Source organism: Arenibacter arenosicollis (assembly GCF_014397245.1).
Taxonomy (GTDB): Bacteria; Bacteroidota; Bacteroidia; order Flavobacteriales; family Flavobacteriaceae; genus Arenibacter; species Arenibacter arenosicollis.
The window spans coordinates 20,170-43,672 of record NZ_JACLHY010000030.1 but is presented as its reverse complement, the minus strand read 5'-3'; the positions used below and the strand labels follow the sequence as shown (position 1 = coordinate 43,672).

Genomic DNA, 23,503 nt, shown 5'->3' with positions numbered 1-23,503 from the left:
TATTTTAGCCCTAATACTTAAAGCTTTACATTAAGTATTTGTGTATTTATTAGACATTCTATTGAGGATTCTTAACCTTAATGGACCCAACAATTAAAAACAGTAAAAAGACCAAGGTGATATAGCTTATATACCTATAAGACCCCAAGGCTGTAAAGCAATAACTAAATAAGCTGGGCGCAATGGCGCTGGCTATAACTAATAAGCTCATCACTTTTCCTGTAATGGAACCCAAATACTTTCTGCCGAAAAAACTAGGCCATGTAACTGCATTGATTACGGCAAATAAACCACCCATGGTACCTAGCCCCCCGACCAATAAATAAACCCCAATGGGATTGGCGAGAAACAATAATCCCAATGAGGCCACTACCCCACCTGCCAACATAATGAATAGATAGAATTTATGCTGGATATAATCACTTAAAATATTACATAGGGTTGATACAGAAATTGCTATTATAGACATAGGCAAAAAAATAGCGATGGCCTCTGCCTTTGTGTAATCCTGACTGCCAAAAATGGAAACTATATGAAATGTAAATCCCGTTACATAAAAACTATTAAAGGCCAATACCAGTCCAAACATCCAAAAGGCCCGAGTTTTTTTAGCTTCTTTTAAGGTAAAGTCGGTCTCCATTTCCTCAGCTTCTTGGTCCACTTCCTTCTTATCATAGCCATCCGGAAGCAAATTGAAATCTTCCGGCCTATTTCTATATAATTGTAAAATACAGATACCAAAAATAAAAAGACACATGGCCATTATTTGCCAACTGCTTGCCCAACCATAGTCGTCAATAAGGCTATTTAGCAATATAGGTGCACTGGAAAAACCCAATGACACGGTAATACTGCTTATGGAATTAATTTTGCCCCTATTTTTCTTAAACCACATCATAATCATATTCCTAGAGGCCATGGTTAATACCCCCTGACCACTAAATCTTATTAAAAAAAACAAAAGGGTAATCAATAAGAATGGAATCAACCAAGAATCAAAATTGAAAAGCGACTTTATGGCCTCACTAATTTCGACGGATACAGAAAATATTAATAAAGACACGCCCAAGAGCAGGGTGGCAAAGAAGGCCACATATCTTGCACCATAGGCATCGAACCAAATACCAGCCCTCGCCACCAAGGCAGAGCTCAACAAAGTACCGATCATATAGGCATTACTAAACTCATTTCTTGTTAACCCCAATGCATCCTTTACTGGATCCGTGAAAACCGAAACCCCTATGGTCTGCCCCGGTATACTCGCTAAAATGCCTAAACTGCCAATAAAAAGTACTATATAACCATAGAAAAAAGGAAACTCCTGAGGCTTTATTAGGGTTATTCTATTTTGATTTTGCATGTGCCTAAAAAATCTGCAAAGGTAAGTTTTTATCACGATCTCCTTTCTTAAGGTTTCAAAAGACGCTAATAAGTCCTTATTAGACGAAGTGAACAGTGATACAAGCCAACTCGGAAATCGTTTAAGGCTCTTATTGACCAGTTGTCCAACTAATTTTTCGTTGTTATTGAGGCCAGATATCAAAAAGCAAATTATTTATGACAAAACATTTCTTTATCTATTGGCGGTATAACTTCATTTTAGCTATTTTTAGGACACACAAATACAATCAATATGGGTTCTAGAAGAGATTTCTTGGGAAAATTAACCGTTTCCGCAATCAGTTTACCAATTTTATATAGTCCAGCACAATTGTTTGCAGCTTCCAGCAAGCCTTATGAGGGGCCCATTTTAAGGGTCGCCATAATGGGACTTGGAAGTTATGGTACTCGGGTTGCCAAAGCCATGGAATCTTGCCAGAGGGCAAAGCTGGTGGGACTTATAAGTGGTACTCCCTCAAAAGTGGTCGACTGGCGTGCCAAGTATGACATACCCGAAAAGAATTGTTACAACTACGACACTTTTGATCAAATTAAAAACAACCCGGATATAGATGCAGTTTATGTTATTACTCCAAACGGATTGCATAAAGACCAAGTAATTAGGGTAGCCAAGGCGGGAAAGCATGTAATTTGTGAAAAACCGATGGGCATCAATGCCAAAGAAGGTCAAGAGATGGTTGATGCCTGTAAAGCCGCAAAGGTGAAATTATTGGTAGGTTATCGTATGCATTATGAGCCCAAGACGGTAGAAGTAATACGGATGCGAAAGGCCGGAGAATTTGGAAAGCTCAAATTCTTTCAAGGACTATCCGGATTTACCATTGGCGACCCCACACAATGGCGATTGAATAAAAAACTAGCCGGTGGCGGTGCTATGATGGATATTGGCATTTACTCCATTAACGGAGCCCGGTATATGCTAGGTGAGGAACCAATTTGGGTTACGGCCCAAGAAACCAAAACAGATCCAGTAAAATTTAAGGAAGGTGTGGATGAAACCATACAATTTCAGATGGGGTTTCCCAGTGGTGCAACGGCCTCATGCCTATCTACCTATGCCATGAGCCATTTGGACCGCTTTTTCCTAAATGGAGAAAAAGGGTTTGCAGAAATGCAACCCTCCACAGGCTATGGCCCTATTAAGGGCAGAACACATAAGGGCGAATTAACCCAACCACATATAACACACCAGACCCTTCAGATGGATGGTATGGCCCAACTTATTTTTGAAGGTGTACAACCTATTGTTCCCGTTGACGGGGAGGAAGGTCTTAGGGATTTGAAGATTATCGACGCCATTTACAAAGCAACAAAAACAGGTCAAAAGGTTGATTTATAATGTATTATACCATTGCATTGCAGCTAATAATTTAAAACTAAAGTTGAGTTTTATTCCAAAACTTCACTTAATCTATCTCGGCAATTAAATAGACTATTACCGGCACATCCAATGGCGATTGATAAATGCCTATTGCCGATCGGGTGTGGATTCCCCTTTCGCCAAACACTTGGTTCATTACGTCCGAAGCACCGTCCAAAACATCAGAGTGGTCCTTAAACCCTTCAGCAGCCTGAATATGGCAATCCAATCGAATAATTTTTTTAACGCGTTCCAGGTCTTTAACCGCGTCTTTTAATTGGGCAATGGCATTGATGGCACAAATACGGGCACAATCATAACCCTGTTTAATATCCAGGTCGCTCCCTACCCTACCGGTATATGCCAAAACACCAAATTCTCCGTCCTTCCAAGGTAATTGACCAGAGGTGTAGAGGGTATTATTACTAATTGTCCAAGAAACATAATTCCCTACCCCCCTTGGGGCTATTTTAGGGACTACAATGCCTAAACTATCTAATTTTTCATCAATGGTCATTTGCTTGAAATTTTTTAACTAATAAAGGATTACCGTTTTACCTATAGATTTTCCGGATTCTTGCATTTCATGCGCGTACTTAAGGTTTTCTACCGTAAATCCATATAATGTAGTGTTCAAGGTGGATTTTAAAATTCCCTCGTCCAACAAATGGGCTACATGATTTAATATATCGTGCTGCCTCTCTATGTCCTCCGTTGTAAACATGGAACGAGTGTACATTAACTCCCACGAAAAGGTAACGCTCTTATTTTTTAACAAATTCAGATTCAAAGGTTTACTACTGCCCGTAATAGAAACAATATGTCCCTGTGGTTTAATAATATCTGTAGCCATTTCCCAATACCCTTCCAAATCCACAAAATCCAAAATATAATCTACTTGGCTATACCCTATTTTTTCCAATTCCGCTTTTAGGTTATGATGATTTACTACAAAATCCGCCCCTAAATCCGTACACCATTTAATGGAGTCTTCACGGGAAGCCGTAGCAATTACAGTAAGGTCGGCCAACTTCTTGGCCAATTGTATGGCGATAGAGCCTACCCCACCAGCTCCTGCCAAGATCAAGGCAGATTTTCCCTTGTCCTTCTCCGCGTCTATTCTAATACGATCAAACAAGGCCTCATAGGCTGTTAGGCTAGTCAGAGGCATTGCAGCCGCCTCCGCTATACTTAGGTTTTTAGGTTTGTAACCAACAATACGCTCGTCTATCAATTGATATTCTGCATTGCTGCCACTCCTGGTAATGTCCCCGGCATAGTATACCTGATCTCCAACACGAAATTTTGAAGTGGTGTCGCCTACAGCCTCCACGATTCCCACAGCATCCCACCCTATAATTTTAGGGGTGTCCAATACCGTATCCTTTGCTGCATTTTGCCTAATTTTATAATCTACCGGGTTTACTGAAATTGCTTCTATTTTAACCAATAGATCATATCCAGTGGGCGATGGTATTTCCGTTTCGAACGCTATAAAACTATCTTTTTCAGAAATGGGTAGTGATTGTTTAAATCCTATTGCTTTCATTATTATTCTTTTAAATTATTTTGAAATCGCTCTACATTGTACTTCAAAGGTAGTTGTCTAGATCTTTAGCATTATAGTAAAAATAATGGGTATCCATGCACATTTAAAGGTTTGTACTACATAAATATAATTGAAATGACCCTAATATAGGGTTTCACCAAAAAATAACCCGATATGAATTTTCATAAACCCTATATAAACTCTTGGGAAGAAAATTTGAAATTATAAATAAGCAATAGTAAGTCCATTATTCATTTCTATTGTCATGAAGAAATAAAATTCGACCAGCTCGGGAAGGATTATTAGACTGTAGATAGCATTTATATGACCATCATCAGAGTTTTAGATTAAAAACTTCTTTATCTTTATAGTATGTAATCAATACTATTGTAAAATGAATGATATAAGAAAAGTATTAGGCCAAATTACACAGCTCACCTCCAATATCGAGACCAATTACCCCGAATTATATCGTTCTCTGGATGAAAACCCTATGACCATTCCTGCAAAAAATCATCCTCATGTAGATAAGGAAGCTTTGCAGGATTATTTGGAGAGTTTAAAGCAATTACTAAAACATCATTTGGAGACCCATAAAAAAAATGGGTAATGCAGTTCTAAAAAAAAGAATATGGGAGAAATAGCTACATCGGAAAGACAGATTACCTTATTTTACAGTTCCAAATCTACAAGGGCCAAGCAAACCCTGGCCTATGCCAAGGCTGAGGGCCTACCAATACATGAAATAGACATCTTAAAAGTAACCCTTACAGGCACCCAGATAGTGGAGTTGGCAGACAAATTGAATATTGAGGTAAAGGACTTGGTAAATCAGGAACACCCAACTTATAAGTCACATTTTGACCATCATGAATTTTCTACCGACGACTGGATCAAAATGATAAGACAGAACCCTGAGATTATGAAGCAACCCATAGCACTACGTGGCAAAACGACCATTTTAATAGAAACTCCTACCGATATAATTAAAATATAATATTACTAAATCCTTATAAGAATTGTTTGGTAGATAGTTGAAATAATGGAAGGTTGTTTAGCCTAACTAAAAATAGTTTAGTGCTATTATACTTTAATATAAATCCTCTTTTTATCCAACCAAAACCCAATAAGCCAACAAAATAGCATAAAAATAAGGGCAAAGGCCAATGACCCATAATAAGGTCCTATCCAGCTGAAGCCTTTTTCATAGATATAACTGTACAAACTTTGATTTTCATCAACACGAAGAAAAAGTAAAGTAATGGCCAGGTATTCCGACAATAAATATATGAACAGTGAATTTTTTCCAAAAACCTCGAAAAACTTATAGTTTACAGGTTTTTTAATAAAATCTATAGAGTAGATAAGTATGGCTAACACAATTATATCAAGGCCAATGGTTAGAATTACAAATGAACTCGTCCATAATTTCTTATTTACAGGGAAACTTAAATTCCAGAAATAAGCGACAGCCAATAAGCCGGCTCCTAACATCAACATTTTAGCTAACTTTTCATAATTGATTCCCCCTTGAATAACAAATTGCCCTATAAGATATCCCGCAATAACATTGCAAATCGCTGGTAATGTACTCAGTAAACCTTCAGGGTCGAACGGAATTCCATCACCGCCATATAAATGACCATCTCCAAGAAGTAGCCTGTCAATTGTTCTTACTAGATTGCCCTCCAAGGTATAGTCACCAAAGCCACTTAACAGCCCCCAATACCCAAGTAGGATGAGTGCAGAAGCTATAATTAGCTGGCGGTTACTAAGAAAATAAATCATGGTTGCACCAATAAAATAACAAATCGCTATTCGCTGTAACACCCCCAATATCCTCGTTTCACTAAAAGAAACAAAGGCAAGGTCTCCAGATTCTGTCCATGATACAAACGGAAACCAGTACATTATATACCCGAGTAAAAAGATAATCAAAGTCCTTTTAATTATTTTCTGAAAAACTTCGGACAGGGGTTTATCGGCCCATCTGGTCTTAACGAATGCAAAAGCATTTCCAACCGCAAAAAGAAAAGAAGGAAAGACCAAGTCGGTCGGAGTAAACCCATGCCAATTGGCATGAAGTAGCGGAGCGAAGGTAAGGTCCCAATCTCCTGTAGAATTAACTATGATCATTAGACAAATCGTCAATCCGCGGAACACGTCGAGTGCTTTGAATCTTTTCATAGTAAATTGCATGTTATTTGGCATCTAAGTTAAACAGTACTGCTGTTCTACCAAATAATTTGCCCATTTTCATTGATTCTTTTTAAATCCTCGATATACGACCCTTAACATTGCAAAGTATTGTATGGATATACAAAAAAGTAACCCCGATGAAATACCGGGGCTACTTTAATTGAATATGTATTGAAATATTAATCTATGCTTCCACATGCTGCGGTTGTGCCGATTCCTGAAATTCCCATTCTCCCCTGACCAGTCGGGTAACATAACAATTGTCGGCCTCCTTGATCAATAGCTGTTGTTGCTCCTCGGTGAGATTACCTTGGATTTGAATGTTGGATTCCACTTTGGTAATAAAGCTGTCATTGGGTTGGCGTACTGCCGTTTGTTCCAATTGTGCGTCCACCTCCCCTATTTCCCAACCTTTTCTTCTGGCAACATTTCTAATTGTGGCCACTTTGCACATTGAGATTCCCACCAAAACCAATTCCACTGGGGAAAACCCCAAATCCGTACCTTTGGAGGGGATTGGCTCGTCCCCTATAATAGCGTGTTTTCCATTGCTTATTACTGATTGGTAGCCTACCGGTAAATTCTTGATGTTTATTTTTGTACTCATTTTGTAGTTTATTTTAGACCCCTTGAATTTATTGACACCCAAGGGTGTTTATTGACTAACGCTGATTTATATGACTGCTGTTTGTAGTTCTTCCGCTAAAGGAAAATCTATTTCAAAATCGGCCAAATTGTGAATTAGATTACTAATGGTCTTGTCTCCAATAACTATAACCACATCGATCAAATTGGCTTCGGTATATCCTGCAACAAAGAACTGTTCCTTAACCGCTTCAGAGGCCCTTCCTCTATTTTCAACTGTAGATAATACAAACTTGGCCAAGGCATCAAGCTTACTATCAAAACTAGCCTTACCAGTCCTGACCTCCAAAATTTGATCTTCGGTAAAACCATTCATTTTACCAATTTGTGTATGGGCGGATAAACAGTAGTTACATCCATTAAACTGACTCACCACTAGATTAATAACTTCCTTTTCCTTTGTCTTTAAGGTAGTTTTACGATTCTGTAATGCTAGGTAATCTCCTAAGGCTGTCTCGTTCTTTGCGTAATAGGCGTACAAATTGGGGACGAATCCTACTATTAAGCATGCTTCGACAAAACAACGTTCCAACCCCCCTTAAAAAAAGAGAAAGCCCAATGGGCTTTCTTTTTTTACGTTATATAGATAACCAATGTATTTGGCAAAATTGGCCAAGTAATTGTTATGTAGCTTAAAGCATTTACGCTTCTTGAAGCTGTTTTTTAGATTGTCTATAGGTGTATTTAGGATAGATCATACGTTTAGCAAAACGATTAACGGTATTGGAATTAACCATCTTGATATAAACTTGTTTGGTAACGCCAAAGTACTCATAAGTAGACCCATCCATAAAAGTAATTTCCAATAAAAGGCCTTTGTGATGGTAATCGGCAATACCAGAATTATTTATAGTTTCAGTATATGCCTCAAGATTTGCAGCTTTTGTTTCAGGAGCTATACTTACTAAAAAATGGTAGCCGTCTATAATCTTGCGACTATTTACTTCAGCTTCCTCACGTTTAATATCTCCTTCTTGAAATTTATCCGGATGCCATTCCTTTACCAAGTCGCGGTAGCTTTTCTTCAGCAACTTAAGATCGATCTCCTTTTCTATTCCAAATAATTTCTTGTACTCATTTATGCGCTTCATACACCAGTTTTTTACAGGGCGCGAAACTACGCCTTATTTCTTAAAATTCGTCGTTTTTTGAACATAAAAAAGCCCATCATAACTGATGGGCCTTTTCTTTAAACATGGAAGTATATATTATATAACTTGTACGTTTACTGCGTTTAATCCTTTGTTACCTTCTTTAAGATCAAAAGATACTTCATCGCCTTCGCGAATTTCATCGATTAATCCAGAGATGTGTACAAAATGATCTTTTTCAACACCTTCTTCAGTGATAAAACCAAAACCTTTAGTGTCATTGAAAAATTTTACTGTTCCTTTACTACTCATTGTAATGTAATTAAATTTATTATAATATTATTTTGCAAATATCGTGCTAATAATTTAAAATACAGCGAATTAGTTCATTTATATTTACTAACAATATTTTTAGGAACATAAAACTGGGCGTTTTTACTTAAACAATTGCCCATTTGAAAACGCTGTATCCTGCTATAAGCCTGACCGTTATACCTTTTCTCTGGATTAAGCCCGAAGGTAATATATAAGCTCGTAGTGGAATCAATAAACTTTAATTACCGGATATGAACTCCCTGTTTTAAGATTGATCATTAAATTCATTTTTTCCCTACTCTACGCCATTGTTCCTACTATAAAACGTAGCTTTCGAATAGATTTTCCAATTCTTTTTTAGGATCTTGGCATAGACCTGAATGAGTTTCTGAACTCTGAATCATTGTACTCCTAGAGGCTGTTAACCACCGAAATCTATCAGGTAAATCCAGTTTGCCGATTGCTCCTCCGGAAGGTGCTCCTTTACATACCAATGTCCAGGCCTTTAAATATTCATCTATAGCATTAATATCAATTTCATTTGAGAAACATTTCAATTTTTTGGGGTCTACTAAATATTTTACTTCCAAAAATTTCTTCCGTCTTGAAAAAAGTATAACCCCAATATTAAAGAATTCTGCACGCTCCACTTTAGGAACAAGTCTAATAATTGCGTATTCGTATTTGTCTTTATCTTGCATTTTCAGACTCTTTAACCAATGTATCGATCATGGCAAGTTTGGCATATATATATTCAATATAGGCCGCTCTAATTTCATCGGGATTTAAATCATCGGCCTCGTTCAACAACCATTCCTCAGGTATTAATCCTATGATTTCAGCAATTTTATCGGTATTAAGTGATTCTTTGATTACCAATGCAGCCTCTTTTAACTTTGTGGCAAACTCTAAAAGCACGTGGTCTTTTATTAGCGGAAAGGTTCTGGTAAGATGATTTTTCCATGTTTCCCAATTATGGTGAAAATAAAAGCTTGCACCATTATCAATTACCCATAATTCATTGTTCCATTGCAATAAGTTGGTGTTTTTTGCCGTCCTGTCAATATTACTCATAATGCTATCCAGCAGTACAACTTTTGATGCGATCAAAGCATCAACCGTGGAAACCAACGGGTCATAAGTTATGGCACTGGACAAAAAATGCAAACCTAGGTTCAGCCCTACACTAAATTTAAGTAAGTCTTGAACTTCCTCATCCGGTTCTGTCTTGCTAAATGAATCATCTAGATTCATAAAAACCAATTCAGGCACCTTAAGTCCGACAGCCCGCGCCAATTCGCCTCCAATTAGTTCCGCTATTAACGCCTTTTTTCCTTGACCTGCCCCTCTGAATTTTAAAACATATAAAAATCCATCGTCGGCCTTTACAATCGCCGGCAGGGAACCACCTTCACGTAAAGGTTTTATATATTGAACAACATCAACTGTTCTTATATCTATTGAATTCATAAGCACGAAGATAAAAAAAGTTAATTGTGTAAAATAGAATTTGTATTCCCGTGAATTGGTCTGCTTTTTTCAGATTGAAGTAAATTCAAGTTTTAATTTGCCTGGATATAATTACCAATCAATTGGAAAGTAATCCTTCAGGAATTTGCCGGACCAATGTTTTCCAGTATTAATTCCGTCTATTAACGGGTCCATCACCCTGGCAGCACCATCCACTATATCCAAAGGCGGTTGAAAATCATAGACTTCCTGTTTCATTTTAGATAGTTCAGCGGGGTCTTCATCCGTAACCCATCCAGTGTCCACGGCATTCATAAATATTCCTGCTTTGGCCAATTCCCCTGAAGCGGTATGGGTAAGCATATTTAAAGCGGCCTTGGCCATATTGGTATGTGGGTGACGTGATTCCTTGAAAGAACGATGAAACTTCCCTTCCATTGCCGAAACATTAATGATATGTTTTTGTCCTGTGTTCTCCTTCTTCATTAATTCAGCCAAACGATTGCACAATACAAAAGGGGCAACAGCATTTACCAATTGTACTTCCAACATTTCAGTAGTTTCAATTTCTCCCAGTTTAAGTCGCCAACTGTTTGTTTTGCGTAAATCTACCTGTTGAAGATCGGCATCCAATTCCCCTGTGGGAAATACTTCCTGTGCCACTAAGACATTGTCAAAACTATATGGAATTTGCGATAATTTGGCAGAAGCCCTTATTCCGATTCCTGCTTCCGGTCCATGCCAGGTAACCGGCATATTCTGATTGGGAGACGCTCCCGAGGTTAGTTCTTTTAATTCCTGTAAACAACTTGTATGATCGCTCAAAACTTTTTGTGCATCTGGAGGAAGAAATGTTATAGGGCTTTCTTCTTTGGACATCAAATGATGGTAAAAGCCAGCGGGCCGTCTAACCGTCTGGGCTGCATTATTTATAAGAATATCCAATCGGTCATATTGCCGCTCTATATAATTACAAAATATTTCCACACTTGGGATATGACGTAAATCCAGACCGTGTATTTTTAATCGATGCCCCCATTCCATAAAATCTTCCTCCTTGGAAAAGCGCAATGCCGAATCAACAGGAAACCGGGTCGTAGCGATTACAGTAGCGCCACCACGTAATAACATTAAAGTAATATGATATCCAATTTTTAATCTAGAGCCAGTTACAACGGCAACTTGCCCTTTTACATCAGCTGTTTGAAAACGCTTGGCATAGTTGAAATCACCACATTTTATGCACATGGTATCATAAAAATGATGTAATTCGCTAAACTCCGTTTTACAAACATAACAGTTTCTTGATACCTCCAGTTCCTGTTTTTTATGATTGACCAATTCTGCAGTAGGCAAAAGTTTAGGGGCAACAAATATGTGGGCCTCTCGTGCATTTCTAATACCTGTTTCTTTCCGAGCCTTTTTGTCCCTTGCTTCTTTTTTACGTAGGGCACTTTTCTTACCGTCTTTTTTTCTTCTGGAAAATTCTTCCCTATTGGGTCTGGAAAATTGGCCCGATACCTTTATTAAAGCAGTTCTTTTTTCTTTTGGAATATCAAATATCTGATCTGTATGGTCCACTAATTGCTGCAAGAGTGCAATACAATTATCAATCTCCGCTGGAGTGATTGCAGCTTTATTCCCTTTTAGATTTTCTTTCATTTTTAATATATTCCAACAGATAAATATTTAGTTTTTACTCCAAAAAAACTAGAGAATCGTAATGCGAACTTTTTTCTTTTTTAAACGTGAATTGTTCAATTTTTCCACCAATTGATTGGCAATCGACAAAGGAACGGCAACAAATGCGCAGTCCTGTTTTAATTCTATGTCGCCCAATTGGTCCTTGTTGATATTCCCTTGCTTAAAAAACAGCCCAGCAATATCACCCTTGGAAATTTTATCCTTTCTTCCTCCCGAAATAAACAAGGTTTCCCAAAACTGTTTCATAGGTGCCCCTTTTTTGGTGATATCCATATCGCCAGTATCCTTTATAAACTCAGGCAATCGCTCCTTTTCCCATTTTAACACATAGGCAGTACCTTTGGCATTTACCCTTGCCGTTCTCCCATTTCTATGGGTAAACTCCTCCGAAGAATGTGGAAGCTCGTAATGAATTATATATTTTAACTCCGGGATATCTATTCCCCTGGCCGCCAAATCAGTGGCGATTAAAATTTGACTGGTTCCGTTTCTGAATTTGATAAGGGAACGCTCCCTATCCTTCTGTTCCATTCCTCCGGAAAAGCAAGTGTGCCCTATTTTATTTTTCTCCAATAAAGAACTCACTTCCTCTATACTATCCCTGAAATTACAGAAAATGATTCCCGGCTGATTTCCCAAGTGTTGCAACAGCTCCAGTAGCCTTGGCAATTTATCCTTGGCAGGCGATAACACGATCTTAATTGCTAATTTTGAACCAACTTCTTCCTCTAAATAATCGATAAGTACTGGCTGATCCAATTTCACAAAACTTGGAATCTCAACTCCCTGTGTAGCGGAAGTCAAGATCCTTTTTTTAATATTGCGCAATTCACTTAGAATTCCCGCCATTTCCTCCTCAAAACCTATTTCCAGAGACTTGTCGAACTCATCCAGCACCAAGGTTTTAATACTTTCCTTTGAGAACCGGTCACTATCAAAATGATCCAAAATACGCCCTGGTGTCCCTATTAAAATAGAAGGATTATGTTTAATTTCAATCTTATCCTTGGACATAGGGCGTCCGCCATAAACGGCATTTACCTTATAACCAGTCCCCATATTTCTAACCACTTGTTCAATTTGTATGGCCAATTCACGCGTAGGCACCAATATCAGTGCCTGTACTTCGTCAATATTGGGATCTAGAGTATCTATCAATGGCAACAAAAAAGCCAAAGTTTTGCCCGTACCTGTTGGTGACAGAATAATAGTGTTGGTAGTTTTTCCAATTAGGGCAATAGCTTCCTCCTGCATGGGATTCAACTGCTGGATATTTAGTTTTGCTAAAACATCCTCCTGGTCTTTTATATTATTTGCCATGGCTACTATTTATTTTTTTTCTTTTTGGGCGTTTCTACTTTTGGACTGTGACCCGTAGATTGCGCCAAGTAATTCGCCAATATCTTATCTATAAGTTCCTCTTTTGTCAAATGATGGAAAACTGTTCTTATTTCTTCCCTAAACTCTTGGGAAATATTTCGGTTGGGTTTGGTCTTGAATATTTTGTTGGCCCATATCAAGGCATTGTTTTCTTCAATACTTTGGGCATCCGCCTTTTTAAATTCCTTAAAATCTATACCCAACTCCTTTTCAAAATCGGCAATATCCTCCACTTCCTCTTTTTGGATAATGCTTAATGAAAATCCTGCTGCCCCTGCTCTAGCGGTACGTCCACTTCTATGAACATAGGTATCATAGGTGTCCGGTAAATGATAGTTTACCACATAGGATATCTCCTTAACATCGATACCACGGGCAGCCAAATCGGTTGCTACCATAACATCTATATTACCTTCCCTAAATTGTCTCATCACCCGATCTCTAATTCCTTGGGTTAAACTGCCGTGGATGGCACCTGATCGGAATTTATTGATGGCCAAATTTTTCCCCAATTTATTGACCGCCGCTTTCGTCTTGCAAAAAATAATTCCCCTTTCGCCTTCCCTGGACTTTAAAAAGTGTAACAGAACTTCCAATTTCTCTATAGGTTCCACTACAACATACCTATGCTCTATGCCCTGATGCCCTACGGTAGCCATGTCCGCTTCTATCTGAACCACATGTTTGGACATATAATTCTGGATCAATTGTTTTAAGGCTCCCGGCATGGTGGCGGTAAACAATAATGTTCTTCTGGTTTTAGGAATTTCTGAAATAATATTATCCAGGTCCGCCTTTAAAGCAGTTACCATTTCATCGGCCTCATCCAAAACCAAATACTTGATATCTTTAATATTGATGGCCTTCCTATTCACCAAATCCACCAGGCGGCCTGGTGTGGCTACTACGATATGGGTAGTACTCTTTAAACGTTCAATTTGAGGTTTAATAGGGATTCCTCCACATATGGAAGCAATGGAAATAGACGGACTATGGGTGGAAAAGGAAACCAGATTTGCATAAATCTGTTGCCCCAGTTCCCGTGTAGGCGCCAATATTACCAATTGTATATTGCTATTATTTTTATCTATCAATTGTAATAAAGGCAACCCAAAAGCAGCTGTTTTACCGGTTCCTGTTTTTGCCAGAGCGACTACATCTTTATTTTGCTCCAAAATCACAGGAATTACCTTCTTCTGAATATCAGTGGGCACTGATATTTGCTGGTCTATTAAACTTTGAAGTAGGTGTTCGTTAATTCCTAAATCAGAAAACTGCTTTGACATATAATAATTTTCGGCAAAGATAGCCACAGTTTTCTAGGGAATGCCAGTAATTGGTATATATTCCTATTTTTAAAGAGCCTAGTTGCTTAAGCTCATAATTAATGGAGGCTCCTATATTGACAATACATAAGAAAATGGAGATTTAACTTTCCATAATTCTCACGATTACACAATTCTTTCTATTTTCTTCATTTAGACCTACTTTTTGAATAACTTTAGTAAAGTCTAAACTTCGCTGGAAATGAAAAGGAACGATTTTCTAAAAAAAGGATTGTTGGGAATAGGAACCCTTGTTGCCGTTCCTACAGTTGTACATGCCTGTTCCAAGGATAGCAATCCAAAGGGCGATGTAGCAATAATTGAGGATTGTGAGTTATCTCCTAGCGAGACGGCGGGGCCTTTTACAATAAAGACGCCAGCGGATTTAATGAGGGCCAATATTGTCTCCGATAGAACCGGTGTGGCCATGCTTATTACGCTAAAGGTGCTGGACCAAAGCAACGATTGCAAACCTCTTTCCAGTGCTTTTGTAGATGTATGGCATTGCGATGCCGAAGGTTACTACTCCGAATATGGTGGAATTGCATTGCAACCTACCGATTTTACCAATGCCCATTTCTTAAGGGGACGCCAGACTACGGATGCCAACGGTAACGCTTCCTTTATTAGTATTTTCCCTGGATGGTACAGAGGGAGGGCTCCCCATATACATCTTGAAGTGTTGGATAAAAGTGAAAAATCCATTAGAACAACCCAAATTGCTTTTCCAAAATCCGTTTGTGATACGGTGTATGCCTCTACATACTATAAAGGTGAAGCGGACACCTTGAATACCCGTGATAATGTGTTTTCCAACAGTATTGATGGTAATATGGCCGATTCCGTGAGCGGCAATAATACAGACGGTTACACACTTTTGAAAACCATTGTAGTTTAGAAAAGGTCATCTAGATCCTATGGTACTTAGTTTTAAAAAGAAAATTGTTTTCTAATCCCAGTGTTCCACTTACCCGCTAATCATTAGTGGAAATTGGCCAATCTCTTAAAAGCCGCGTATTCGCTTCCACTCTAATAAGTATAAAGATTAATTCTTTGTTAAAAAAAAGAATGAACGTTCATTTTATGACTATCTTTGTACTGAATTTTATCATGGATGTTAAATCGCGTCCAACAAATAAACCTAAAACATATAATGGCACAACTACAAAAAAGTATTGAAAAGCGAAATGCTTTGGTAAAGGCTACCATTCACCTCGTTAACAATAATGGGTTTCATGCCACGCCAATGTCCAAAATTGCGAAAATGGCGAGTGTTTCCCCGGCTACGATTTATTTGTATTTCGACAATAAGCAGGATTTGGTAAATAAGGTATATATAGAGGTAAAGGCCGCCTTTACCGCTTATGCCTTCAAAAATTATAATACGGATATTCCTGTAGCGGAAGGTTTTGAGATAATTTGGAAACGCATTGCCGATTTTAAATTAAAAGAAGTGCAAGAAGCTATGTTTTTGGCCCAGTGCGACAATACCCCTATGATCGATGAAACTAGTAGACAAGAAGGCCTAAAACACCTTCAACCATTACTTGACCTTTGGGAACGAGGCAAGCAAGAAGGTATTATTAAGCCTTTGTCGCCCTACCTATTATATGCCTACTCCATAAATCCCCTCTCCTTTCTAATGGTAATGCAACAACGTGGTGTATTTCAATTAAACCAAGATCATTTGGAAGACGCCTACCGAGCTGCTTGGGACAGTATAAAAAAATAAAACTCAATAAACTAATATCACATTATGATTCAGACAATAATATTAAAACAAAGACCGGTAGGAAAACCTACCCTTTCAGATTTCGAATTTATTAAAGAGGATACTGATTTAAATATTGAAAAAGGTGAAATACTTTTGGAGGCCACCTACATCTCCGTAGACCCTTATTTACGGGGAAGGATGAGCGATGCCAAATCGTATGTAGCGCCCTTTGAATTGGGTAAGCCCATTACCTCTGGGGTAATAGCAAAAGTAATCGCCTCCAAGAATGACAAATTTACGGAAGGTGATTTTGTTTCTGGAATGATGGATTGGAAGACCCAACAAATTTCAAAAGGTGAAGGACTATTAAAAGTAGACAAGGACAGAGCTCCACTTAGTGCTTATTTGGGTATTTTGGGAATGACAGGATTAACTGCATATTGTGGGTTAACCCAAATTGGTAAACCCAAAGCCGGGGAGACCTTGGTAGTTTCAGGAGCAGCTGGAGCCGTAGGTAGTGTTGTAGGACAAATAGGGAAAATTTTGGGGTTATATGTGGTAGGAATTGCCGGTACAGATGAAAAAGTAGAAATGCTTACCTCTAAATTTGGATTTGACCATGCCATAAACTACAATACCACAGATGACATGAAAGCAGCCCTTAGGACAGCTTGTCCCGATGGTGTGGACGTCTATTTTGACAATGTTGGGGGGACTATTTCAGATGCCGTACTTTATAATATTAACAAATTTGCCAGAATGGTTATCTGTGGGGCCATTTCGGTATACAACAATACAGAAGCGCCCAAGAGTGTCAGCGTTCAGCCATTTTTGGTAAAAAACAGCGCATTAATGCAGGGCTTTATAGTCTCGAATTATATGGATAAATTTCCAGAAGCCATGAAGCACCTATCTGGGTGGTTAGCGGAAGGTAAGTTAACATACAGCGAGACCGTTGTAGAAGGATTTGCAAATACCACTCAAGCATTTTTGGATTTATTTGACGGTAAAAACAAGGGTAAGATGATCGTAAAAGCCTAAGGCAACGATTGCTAACCCTATTATTTAACATTTAAAAAATTAATAAAATGAAAATACTATTTGTATTAACATCTCATGATAAATTAGGAGATACTGGAAAGAAAACGGGATTTTGGATCGAAGAATTTGCTAATCCATATTATACCCTATTGGATAAAGGAGCGGACATTACCGTGGCAACGCCAAAGGGCGGTGCTGCACCAATTGACCCCAGTAGTGACACTCCTGATGCCAGCACGGAAGCTACTGAGCGATTTAAAAACGATAATGTAGCTCAGGAAATAATTAAAAACACCCTTGTCTTGGCAGACATTAATGCCGGTGATTTTGATGCGGTATTTTACCCAGGTGGTCACGGCCCCTTATGGGATTTGGCAAATGATGCCAAGTCCATTAAACTTATAGAAACCTTCAACAAACAGAAAAAGCCAATTGGCTTTGTATGTCACGCTCCGGCCGCTCTGAAAGACGTTAAAAATGAGGATGGCTCCCCGTTGGTAAAAGGTAAAAAAGTTACCGGATTTACCAATTCGGAAGAGGAAGCTGTGCAATTGACAAAAGTAGTGCCCTTTTTAGTGGAAGACATGCTCAAAACAAATGGAGGTATCTACTCCAAAAAAGAGGATTGGGCTGCATATGCTGTGCAGGATGGTAATTTGATTACAGGACAAAATCCGGCATCCTCAGAACTGGTTGCTGAAAAATTATTGGCATCCCTTAACTAAGGCATAAAATATAATCAATGATTAAAGCCTACAAACCACTGGTTTGTAGGCTTTTTTTTTATCCATCAAAAATATTGTGATATCAATTATTGCAGCCCCCTAGCTTTTAACATGGGTTCAATTGTTGGATCCCCGCCGCGCCAATCCTTGTACATTACCTCCAATGGCAAGGTATTTCCACGGGAAAGAATCATATCCCGTAAACGCTGACCGTTTTCCCTAGTAAGTCCACCATGTGTTTCAAACCAATTGTATGCATCATGGTGCAGCATTTCTGTCCACAAGTAGGAATAGTAACCTGCGGCGTAACCACTGCCAAAGATATGAGCAAAATAAGTAGACCTATATCGGGGTGGGACAGCAGAAACCACATCCAATTTAGTTTTATGCAAGGCCTCTTTTTCAAAGGCATTTGCATCCTCTATTTTTGTGTCCGATTCAATGGTATGCCATTGCATATCCAAGTTGGAAGCCGCCAAATTTTCGGTTAGACTATAACCTTGATTAAAAGTGCCCGATTTCTTAATCTTATCTATAAGCTCTTGTGGAATTTGTTTCCCGGTTTTGTAATGCAGGGCATAGTTTTTCAGTATTTCAGGATACAGTGCCCAGTTTTCATTAAATTGGGAAGGAAACTCTACAAAGTCGCGCGCCACCGAGGTACCTGATAAAGATGGGTATTGTTGATCGGCAAAAAAGCCGTGCAGCGCATGACCAAATTCATGGAACAGGGTCTCCACCTCATCGTATGTAAGCAATGCCGGGTCCCCTTCGGTTGGTTTGGGGTAATTACAAACATTATAAATTACAGGTTTGTTATTGTACAATTTGGATTGGTTAACAAAGTTGCTCATCCAAGCCCCTCCCCGCTTACTGGGGCGGGAAAAAAAATCGCCATAGAACAATCCCAATTGATCTCCGTTCTCTTCAAAAAGCTCATAGACCAACACATCCTCATGGTAGGTAGGGATATCCGTCCTGACCTTATATGTAATTCCGTATAATTTTTCTGCAGCATAGAACACCCCTTTTTCCAGTACGATCTTTAATTCAAAATAAGGTTTTATCTGATTTTCGTCCAAATCATATTTTTCCTTGCGCACCATTTCAGCATAGTGGTTCCAATCCCATGGGGCTAAGATGAAATCCCCTCCCTTTTTCTGTATCATTAATTGAATTTCGTCTGCCTCTTGCTGCGCTTTAGCTGTGGCGGCAGGAATAAGTCCGTTAAACAATTTATTCACATTCTCGGGCTTTTTGGCCATGGTGTTTTGCAGGCTCCATTCCGCATAATTGGCAAAGCCCAACAAGGCTCCTTTTTTTGCTCTTAATTCCGCAATTTCTGTGATAATGGCCTTGGTATCATGAGTTGAACCATCTGTCCTGTACCAGGCAGCTTTAAATATTCGCTCCCGTGTTGCCCTTTTTTCGAGCGATTGCAACAAAGGCTGTTGGGTAGTATTCTGAAGCGGTAACTTCCAACCCTCATCTTCTTCATTTTTTAATGATTTCAACTCGGATTCAGAGATTCCGTCTAGTTCGGATTTATCCGTGAACAATAAGGCTCCGGCATTATTTGCCTCCAATAGCGTTTTATTAAAGGTATTGCTTAGGGTAGCCAAGCGCGAATTATAGGTTTTCAGTGTTTCCTTGTCTGCTTCCGATAAGTTGGCTCCGGCAATTTCAAAATCTTCAAAATAATTTTCCAATAATTTTAAGGATTCCGCATCCAAGTCCAAACTTTCCTTTTTATTGTATAAGGTTTTTACACGCTGAAACAATTTATCGTTTAGATAAACGGCATCCCGAAGTTCTGAAAATTTAGGCGCCATTTCTTCTTGTACGGCTTGCAGGGTATCGTTGGTATGTGCCCCTGTTAGGGCCGAAAATACGTTTTGAACACGTTCTAAAAGACTACCGCTCTTTTCCAGCGCCAGTATGGTATTTTCAAATGTTGCCGCTTTCTTACTACTTGCAATTTTTTCAATGATTTCTCTTTTTTCGTCCATTCCTTGCAATAATGCTTCATTGAAATGATCGTTTTTAATTTTGGTGAAATCGGGAGCGCCATATGGCAAGGTACTTTCGGCGAGCAATGGATTATTGGAATTCATGGAATTTTGGGAGGTTGGATTATTCTGGGTGTTGGAGTCCTTACATGCGGAAAACAAAACCGTTAATAGTAACACAGAACAAACTTTTTTCATTCACTTATCAATTTAAAATTTGAGTGCAAAAGTAATGAAACCAGTAGAAAGGAGAATGGGCACCACCAACAATTAGGTAAAATTCCGAACCCTAAAAATTGACTACCTTTTAAAGAAATTAACCATTGTTCCTTATGGATGAATTATTTTTAAGGATAGCGAATACTTTTTTCTATATTTTCCATACTGTTCTCATAATTTTTAATCTGTTCGGATGGATATTAAAACGTACTCGAAAATTTAATCTTATCACCTTACTCTTAACCTTTGGGTCTTGGGTTTTGCTAGGGATTTGGAAAGGTTGGGGATATTGTTTTTTAACCGATTGGCATTATGAGGTCCTAAGACGCTTGGGTGAACACAATCTACCAAATAGCTATATTGCCTTTTTGATTAAAAAAATCACGGGTTGGGTGCCCAATACCGAACTAATAAATTTCTTTACCCTTGCCATGGCAGTTTTGGCTTTGTCATGTTCACTGTGGGCAAACCTCATATCCCGAAGAAGAAAAAGAATACCCCGATAAATGCTGCAAGAAATATTTTTTTGATATTTATATCGTATCTTTTTTAGCTTGAAATCATTTATTAATAAACCTAAGCATGCTCACAAAAGAGGAAATTGAAATATTGGATAGTCAAGGATATTTGTCTTTGGGCAAACTGTTGACAGACGACCAAGTAAAAGCCATTAACGATAGAATTGAAGTCCTCATGTTGAATGAAGGCCAGACTGCGGGATCGGAATTGGCCGAATCCAAATATATAAGGCATCCCAAGGAAGAAGGTGCCGATCGCTTGGCGGATCTGGTTAACAAAGGGGAGGTTTTTGATGTTTTTTACTCACATCCCAGAGTTCTGGCCGGTATAGCAGCCGTTCTAGGCCCATCCTTTAAATTATCCTCCCTGAACTACAGGGCTGCAAAACCTGGACTTGGACATCAGAATTTACATATAGATTGGGGCAATAAAATGGTGGAAGGTGTCTACAAAGTATGTAACTCCATATGGTTATTGGATGATTTTACCGAAAATAACGGTGCAACCCGCATTGTACCAGGAACCCATAAACTAGGGATCTCGCCTAATGAAAAAATGAAAGATCCCAGCCTTCCCCATCCTGATGAAATAATCATCACCGCTCCGGCCGGATCTGTTTTTATTTTTAACTCACACGCCTGGCATGGGGGGACTACCAACCGAACTACAAAATCGAGAAGAAGTATCCACAGTTATTTTTGTACTTTTGACCAGCCCCAACAGATAGATCAAAAAAAATATATTACCGAGGAAACCAAACAACGTGTAGGTACACAAGCCCAAAAAATATTGGATGTTTAGTGGCTTAAAGACCTCGATGGGACACATATCCTTGTTAGGCAAGCCAATTAGATGGCTTGCCCAAATTGCTCCCTGACCCTTAACTACTAGGAAGGATATTCTGATTTACCCTAAACAAGTTATTGGGGTCATAATGTTTTTTTATACGGGCCAATCGTTGGTAGTTATGCTTATAACTTGCTTTTACCCGTTCCTGACCTTCATCCATCATAAAATTGGAATAGGCACCTCCAGAGGAATGTGGATGCAATTCATTGTAATAATCCTTGCACCAATTAGTGATTTTGTCGGCATTTGCCGGATCCGGATCCACCCCTACAATTACACCTGCGTATTTGGCATCCCTATATGCCCATGGTGTATCTTTATCTCCAACCCTAGCTGCAGCTCCGCTAATGGGATATAAATGCATTTGCGAAAGTGGCGTTGGAATTTTTGATCCGTATTTTAAATGCCCAGCCCTAACTTCTGGACCTAGTTTATTGAAAAAGTCGGCCCTCCAATACCATTGCATTCCAGGAGGCATAAGTCCATCAAACATCGTTTGAATGGAAGGATAGGGCATTTCACCAACATGTTGGAACAAGGGTTTCTTGGCCAAAACTGGTTTAAAGATTTCTTCAAATTTGTCTGGATGCCCCGTATAGCACCATACAACTCCACAGAATTGCTTATTGTGCAAATGTTCGGGAAATGGCGGACCTGGAATAATCATGGTTGCTATAAACCCATTTAAATCCTCTGGGGCTTTATGAATAAATTCATCATACCAAGCCATTATTTCCTCAGTTTGCTCTATTGGCCATAAGGTAGGTCCTCCAATTACATTTTTTAAAGGATGGGCCTGAAATTTAAAAGAAGTTACAATCCCAAAATTTCCCCCGCCACCACGAATGGCCCAAAAAAGATCAGGATTCTGCTTTGCGTTCACGGTAACAAAAGAACCATCGGCCAACACCATATCGGCCTCCAACAAATTGTCTATGGTAAGTCCGTATTTCCTGGAAAGATAACCTACACCACCTCCCAGTGTTAATCCTCCTACTCCTGTTGTAGAAATCATTCCACTCGGAATTGCAAGCCCAAAAGCATGGGTGGCATGATCTACTTCTCCCCAAATGTTGCCTCCCCCAACGCGTACCGTATTATTGGACGTGTCCACGTTAATAAACTTTATTCCTGATAAATCTATAACCATTCCATCTTCGCACAAACCCAAACCACCTCCGTTATGTCCACCGCCCCGGACAGCAATCAACAATTCGTTTTCCCTACCAAAGTTTACGGAAGCTATTACATCGGCTACATCCACACACCTGACGATCATGCCGGGATGTTTATCAATCATAGCATTATACACCTTACGGGTACTATTGTATGCGCCATCAGAAGGCATTACTACCTCTCCTCGTATTTCTTTTTTAAAGGATGCAATAAGACCGGCATCCATACCTATTACCATTTCCATAATCTTGATTTTAAATTAATATTTTTTACTTCATATTCTATAAATGTGTATTTACCATTATTCTTTAAGTACCATTGGAAAAGCGTCCAAAGGTTCCTCAAAGGCAATGAAAAGCACACATGGATCTTTATCACCGCATTTCGCGGTATGAGGTTTAGTTGAAGGACCAAAAGCGTAGGATCCAACTTTCATTATTTGTTCCTTTTCCCCCTCATAGGTAACATGCAATTCGCCAGAAACAAGTATCATACGTTCAGCAGAACTATGCCAGTGTTCAGGTATTTCATAGCTGGCAGGTACTTTAAAAAAGACATCCACATTATTTTTGGAGGGATTACCATGCAATACCGATATTGTGCAGCCTTCGGGCATAAAAGATGGACATGGGCCCCATTGCAAATCTTTATCCGTGTGTGTCCTAACCAAGGATGTTTCCAATTCGCCTTCAAGGTTGCCTTGTCCAAAAAAGGACGGACTAGCCAATAAGGTGAAAAATAACATGACAACTTTTATCTTGTAGAAATTAAGTGCGCTCTTCATGACTTAAATGTTTTAAGGTTAATAATTA

At 38.9% G+C, this 23,503-nt stretch carries 25 protein-coding genes; 9 read left to right on the top strand and 16 right to left on the bottom strand.

Annotated features, from left to right (window positions below; translation table 11 throughout):
* Nucleotides 1-58: 58 nt before the first annotated feature.
* Complete coding sequence (locus H4O18_RS19825) at nucleotides 59-1,360, bottom strand: MFS transporter (protein WP_187587908.1); 1,302 nt, start codon at nucleotides 1,358-1,360, stop codon at nucleotides 59-61.
* Between the two features lie 273 nt (nucleotides 1,361-1,633).
* On the opposite strand from H4O18_RS19825, the gene H4O18_RS19820 reads away from it, so the two are divergent.
* Nucleotides 1,634-2,740, top strand: coding sequence for a Gfo/Idh/MocA family protein (locus tag H4O18_RS19820; RefSeq protein WP_187587906.1), 1,107 nt, complete (start codon nucleotides 1,634-1,636; stop codon nucleotides 2,738-2,740).
* Nucleotides 2,741-2,807: 67 nt separating this feature from the next.
* Here the strand turns inward: H4O18_RS19820 and H4O18_RS19815 are convergent, their stop codons facing one another.
* Both H4O18_RS19815 and H4O18_RS19810 read right to left on the bottom strand, forming a co-directional pair.
* Nucleotides 2,808-3,278 (bottom strand): RidA family protein, encoded by a 471-nt coding sequence (locus H4O18_RS19815; protein ID WP_187587903.1) that lies wholly within the window; start codon nucleotides 3,276-3,278, stop codon nucleotides 2,808-2,810.
* A gap of 18 nt (nucleotides 3,279-3,296) precedes the next feature.
* Nucleotides 3,297-4,310, bottom strand: coding sequence for a zinc-binding alcohol dehydrogenase family protein (locus H4O18_RS19810; RefSeq protein WP_187587901.1), 1,014 nt, complete (start codon nucleotides 4,308-4,310; stop codon nucleotides 3,297-3,299).
* 394 nt (nucleotides 4,311-4,704) lie between these two features.
* Between H4O18_RS19810 and H4O18_RS19805 the strand changes: the two genes are divergently transcribed.
* A complete protein-coding gene (locus H4O18_RS19805) occupies nucleotides 4,705-4,920 on the top strand; it encodes a hypothetical protein (RefSeq protein WP_187587899.1) in 216 nt (71 codons plus the stop codon).
* 21 nt (nucleotides 4,921-4,941) lie between these two features.
* Entirely contained in the window at nucleotides 4,942-5,307 is a 366-nt protein-coding gene (locus tag H4O18_RS19800) for an arsenate reductase family protein (RefSeq protein WP_187587897.1), read from the top strand.
* A gap of 86 nt (nucleotides 5,308-5,393) precedes the next feature.
* Here H4O18_RS19800 and H4O18_RS19795 read toward each other — a convergent pair whose 3' ends face one another.
* From H4O18_RS19795 to H4O18_RS19750, 10 genes are all read right to left on the bottom strand, one after another.
* Nucleotides 5,394-6,497, bottom strand: a complete 1,104-nt coding sequence (locus H4O18_RS19795) for an acyltransferase family protein (protein WP_246474477.1) — start codon at nucleotides 6,495-6,497, stop codon at nucleotides 5,394-5,396.
* A gap of 196 nt (nucleotides 6,498-6,693) precedes the next feature.
* The gene (locus tag H4O18_RS19790; protein WP_187587893.1) at nucleotides 6,694-7,116 is read right to left on the bottom strand and encodes an OsmC family protein; all 423 of its coding nucleotides are present in this window, start codon (nucleotides 7,114-7,116) and stop codon (nucleotides 6,694-6,696) included.
* A 66-nt stretch (nucleotides 7,117-7,182) separates the two neighbouring features.
* Entirely contained in the window at nucleotides 7,183-7,635 is a 453-nt protein-coding gene (locus H4O18_RS19785; RefSeq protein WP_246474468.1) for a carboxymuconolactone decarboxylase family protein, read from the bottom strand.
* A gap of 160 nt (nucleotides 7,636-7,795) precedes the next feature.
* The gene (locus H4O18_RS19780) at nucleotides 7,796-8,245 is read right to left on the bottom strand and encodes a KTSC domain-containing protein (protein ID WP_187587889.1); all 450 of its coding nucleotides are present in this window, start codon (nucleotides 8,243-8,245) and stop codon (nucleotides 7,796-7,798) included.
* Nucleotides 8,246-8,362: 117 nt separating this feature from the next.
* Entirely contained in the window at nucleotides 8,363-8,557 is a 195-nt protein-coding gene (locus H4O18_RS19775) for a cold-shock protein (RefSeq protein ID WP_031444295.1), read from the bottom strand.
* A gap of 320 nt (nucleotides 8,558-8,877) precedes the next feature.
* Nucleotides 8,878-9,261, bottom strand: coding sequence for a DUF3037 domain-containing protein (locus H4O18_RS19770; RefSeq protein ID WP_187587887.1), 384 nt, complete (start codon nucleotides 9,259-9,261; stop codon nucleotides 8,878-8,880).
* A complete protein-coding gene (locus H4O18_RS19765) occupies nucleotides 9,251-10,030 on the bottom strand; it encodes a HipA family kinase (RefSeq protein ID WP_187587885.1) in 780 nt (259 codons plus the stop codon). Before H4O18_RS19765 ends, H4O18_RS19770 begins: the two co-directional genes overlap by 11 nt.
* 111 nt (nucleotides 10,031-10,141) lie before the next feature.
* The gene (locus H4O18_RS19760; RefSeq protein ID WP_187587883.1) at nucleotides 10,142-11,692 is read right to left on the bottom strand and encodes an SDR family NAD(P)-dependent oxidoreductase; all 1,551 of its coding nucleotides are present in this window, start codon (nucleotides 11,690-11,692) and stop codon (nucleotides 10,142-10,144) included.
* 48 nt (nucleotides 11,693-11,740) lie between these two features.
* Nucleotides 11,741-13,054 (bottom strand): DEAD/DEAH box helicase, encoded by a 1,314-nt coding sequence (locus H4O18_RS19755; RefSeq protein ID WP_187587881.1) that lies wholly within the window; start codon nucleotides 13,052-13,054, stop codon nucleotides 11,741-11,743.
* A gap of 5 nt (nucleotides 13,055-13,059) precedes the next feature.
* Nucleotides 13,060-14,400: a DEAD/DEAH box helicase gene (locus tag H4O18_RS19750; RefSeq protein ID WP_187587879.1), complete on the bottom strand. Its 1,341-nt coding sequence runs from the start codon at nucleotides 14,398-14,400 to the stop codon at nucleotides 13,060-13,062.
* Between the two features lie 241 nt (nucleotides 14,401-14,641).
* Here H4O18_RS19750 and H4O18_RS19745 point away from each other — a divergent pair, with 241 nt between their 5' ends.
* From H4O18_RS19745 to H4O18_RS19730, 4 genes are all read left to right on the top strand, one after another.
* Nucleotides 14,642-15,337 (top strand): dioxygenase family protein, encoded by a 696-nt coding sequence (locus H4O18_RS19745; protein WP_187587877.1) that lies wholly within the window; start codon nucleotides 14,642-14,644, stop codon nucleotides 15,335-15,337.
* Between the two features lie 255 nt (nucleotides 15,338-15,592).
* Nucleotides 15,593-16,171 (top strand): TetR/AcrR family transcriptional regulator, encoded by a 579-nt coding sequence (locus H4O18_RS19740; protein ID WP_187587875.1) that lies wholly within the window; start codon nucleotides 15,593-15,595, stop codon nucleotides 16,169-16,171.
* Between the two features lie 24 nt (nucleotides 16,172-16,195).
* Nucleotides 16,196-17,194 (top strand): NADP-dependent oxidoreductase, encoded by a 999-nt coding sequence (locus tag H4O18_RS19735; RefSeq protein WP_187587873.1) that lies wholly within the window; start codon nucleotides 16,196-16,198, stop codon nucleotides 17,192-17,194.
* 47 nt (nucleotides 17,195-17,241) lie between these two features.
* On the top strand, nucleotides 17,242-17,919 hold the full coding sequence (locus tag H4O18_RS19730) for a type 1 glutamine amidotransferase domain-containing protein (RefSeq protein ID WP_187587871.1): 678 nt from the start codon (nucleotides 17,242-17,244) through the stop codon (nucleotides 17,917-17,919).
* A gap of 86 nt (nucleotides 17,920-18,005) precedes the next feature.
* Here the strand turns inward: H4O18_RS19730 and H4O18_RS19725 are convergent, their stop codons facing one another.
* The gene (locus H4O18_RS19725; protein WP_187587869.1) at nucleotides 18,006-20,126 is read right to left on the bottom strand and encodes a M3 family metallopeptidase; all 2,121 of its coding nucleotides are present in this window, start codon (nucleotides 20,124-20,126) and stop codon (nucleotides 18,006-18,008) included.
* A gap of 134 nt (nucleotides 20,127-20,260) precedes the next feature.
* Between H4O18_RS19725 and H4O18_RS19720 the strand changes: the two genes are divergently transcribed.
* Together H4O18_RS19720 and H4O18_RS19715 are read left to right on the top strand one after the other, a co-directional pair.
* Nucleotides 20,261-20,653 (top strand): DUF2784 family protein, encoded by a 393-nt coding sequence (locus H4O18_RS19720; RefSeq protein ID WP_187587866.1) that lies wholly within the window; start codon nucleotides 20,261-20,263, stop codon nucleotides 20,651-20,653.
* 76 nt (nucleotides 20,654-20,729) lie between these two features.
* Nucleotides 20,730-21,467 carry a phytanoyl-CoA dioxygenase family protein gene (locus tag H4O18_RS19715; protein ID WP_187587864.1) on the top strand — a complete coding sequence of 246 codons (738 nt, stop codon included), beginning with the start codon at nucleotides 20,730-20,732 and terminating at the stop codon, nucleotides 21,465-21,467.
* A 79-nt stretch (nucleotides 21,468-21,546) separates the two neighbouring features.
* On the opposite strand, the gene H4O18_RS19710 is transcribed toward H4O18_RS19715, so the two are convergent.
* Together H4O18_RS19710 and H4O18_RS19705 are read right to left on the bottom strand one after the other, a co-directional pair.
* The gene (locus H4O18_RS19710; protein ID WP_187587862.1) at nucleotides 21,547-22,935 is read right to left on the bottom strand and encodes an FAD-binding oxidoreductase; all 1,389 of its coding nucleotides are present in this window, start codon (nucleotides 22,933-22,935) and stop codon (nucleotides 21,547-21,549) included.
* Nucleotides 22,936-22,992: 57 nt separating this feature from the next.
* On the bottom strand, nucleotides 22,993-23,475 hold the full coding sequence (locus tag H4O18_RS19705) for a cupin domain-containing protein (RefSeq protein WP_246474466.1): 483 nt from the start codon (nucleotides 23,473-23,475) through the stop codon (nucleotides 22,993-22,995).
* Nucleotides 23,476-23,503: the final 28 nt, after the last annotated feature.

Excerpts from the sequence above, each read along its gene's own strand:
- H4O18_RS19825 (WP_187587908.1), bottom strand. The coding sequence starts at position 1,360 with ATGCAAAATCAAAATAGAATAACCCTAATAAAGCCTCAGGAGTTTCCT.
- H4O18_RS19820 (WP_187587906.1), top strand. The coding sequence starts at position 1,634 with ATGGGTTCTAGAAGAGATTTCTTGGGAAAATTAACCGTTTCCGCAATC.
- H4O18_RS19815 (WP_187587903.1), bottom strand. The coding sequence starts at position 3,278 with ATGACCATTGATGAAAAATTAGATAGTTTAGGCATTGTAGTCCCTAAA.
- H4O18_RS19810 (WP_187587901.1), bottom strand. The coding sequence starts at position 4,310 with ATGAAAGCAATAGGATTTAAACAATCACTACCCATTTCTGAAAAAGAT.
- H4O18_RS19805 (WP_187587899.1), top strand. The coding sequence starts at position 4,705 with ATGAATGATATAAGAAAAGTATTAGGCCAAATTACACAGCTCACCTCC.
- H4O18_RS19800 (WP_187587897.1), top strand. The coding sequence starts at position 4,942 with ATGGGAGAAATAGCTACATCGGAAAGACAGATTACCTTATTTTACAGT.
- H4O18_RS19795 (WP_246474477.1), bottom strand. The coding sequence starts at position 6,497 with ATGAAAAGATTCAAAGCACTCGACGTGTTCCGCGGATTGACGATTTGT.
- H4O18_RS19790 (WP_187587893.1), bottom strand. The coding sequence starts at position 7,116 with ATGAGTACAAAAATAAACATCAAGAATTTACCGGTAGGCTACCAATCA.
- H4O18_RS19780 (WP_187587889.1), bottom strand. The coding sequence starts at position 8,245 with ATGAAGCGCATAAATGAGTACAAGAAATTATTTGGAATAGAAAAGGAG.
- H4O18_RS19775 (WP_031444295.1), bottom strand. The coding sequence starts at position 8,557 with ATGAGTAGTAAAGGAACAGTAAAATTTTTCAATGACACTAAAGGTTTT.
- H4O18_RS19770 (WP_187587887.1), bottom strand. The coding sequence starts at position 9,261 with ATGCAAGATAAAGACAAATACGAATACGCAATTATTAGACTTGTTCCT.
- H4O18_RS19765 (WP_187587885.1), bottom strand. The coding sequence starts at position 10,030 with ATGAATTCAATAGATATAAGAACAGTTGATGTTGTTCAATATATAAAA.
- H4O18_RS19760 (WP_187587883.1), bottom strand. The coding sequence starts at position 11,692 with ATGAAAGAAAATCTAAAAGGGAATAAAGCTGCAATCACTCCAGCGGAG.
- H4O18_RS19755 (WP_187587881.1), bottom strand. The coding sequence starts at position 13,054 with ATGGCAAATAATATAAAAGACCAGGAGGATGTTTTAGCAAAACTAAAT.
- H4O18_RS19750 (WP_187587879.1), bottom strand. The coding sequence starts at position 14,400 with ATGTCAAAGCAGTTTTCTGATTTAGGAATTAACGAACACCTACTTCAA.
- H4O18_RS19745 (WP_187587877.1), top strand. The coding sequence starts at position 14,642 with ATGAAAAGGAACGATTTTCTAAAAAAAGGATTGTTGGGAATAGGAACC.
- H4O18_RS19740 (WP_187587875.1), top strand. The coding sequence starts at position 15,593 with ATGGCACAACTACAAAAAAGTATTGAAAAGCGAAATGCTTTGGTAAAG.
- H4O18_RS19735 (WP_187587873.1), top strand. The coding sequence starts at position 16,196 with ATGATTCAGACAATAATATTAAAACAAAGACCGGTAGGAAAACCTACC.
- H4O18_RS19730 (WP_187587871.1), top strand. The coding sequence starts at position 17,242 with ATGAAAATACTATTTGTATTAACATCTCATGATAAATTAGGAGATACT.
- H4O18_RS19725 (WP_187587869.1), bottom strand. The coding sequence starts at position 20,126 with ATGAAAAAAGTTTGTTCTGTGTTACTATTAACGGTTTTGTTTTCCGCA.
- H4O18_RS19720 (WP_187587866.1), top strand. The coding sequence starts at position 20,261 with ATGGATGAATTATTTTTAAGGATAGCGAATACTTTTTTCTATATTTTC.
- H4O18_RS19715 (WP_187587864.1), top strand. The coding sequence starts at position 20,730 with ATGCTCACAAAAGAGGAAATTGAAATATTGGATAGTCAAGGATATTTG.
- H4O18_RS19710 (WP_187587862.1), bottom strand. The coding sequence starts at position 22,935 with ATGGAAATGGTAATAGGTATGGATGCCGGTCTTATTGCATCCTTTAAA.
- H4O18_RS19705 (WP_246474466.1), bottom strand. The coding sequence starts at position 23,475 with ATGAAGAGCGCACTTAATTTCTACAAGATAAAAGTTGTCATGTTATTT.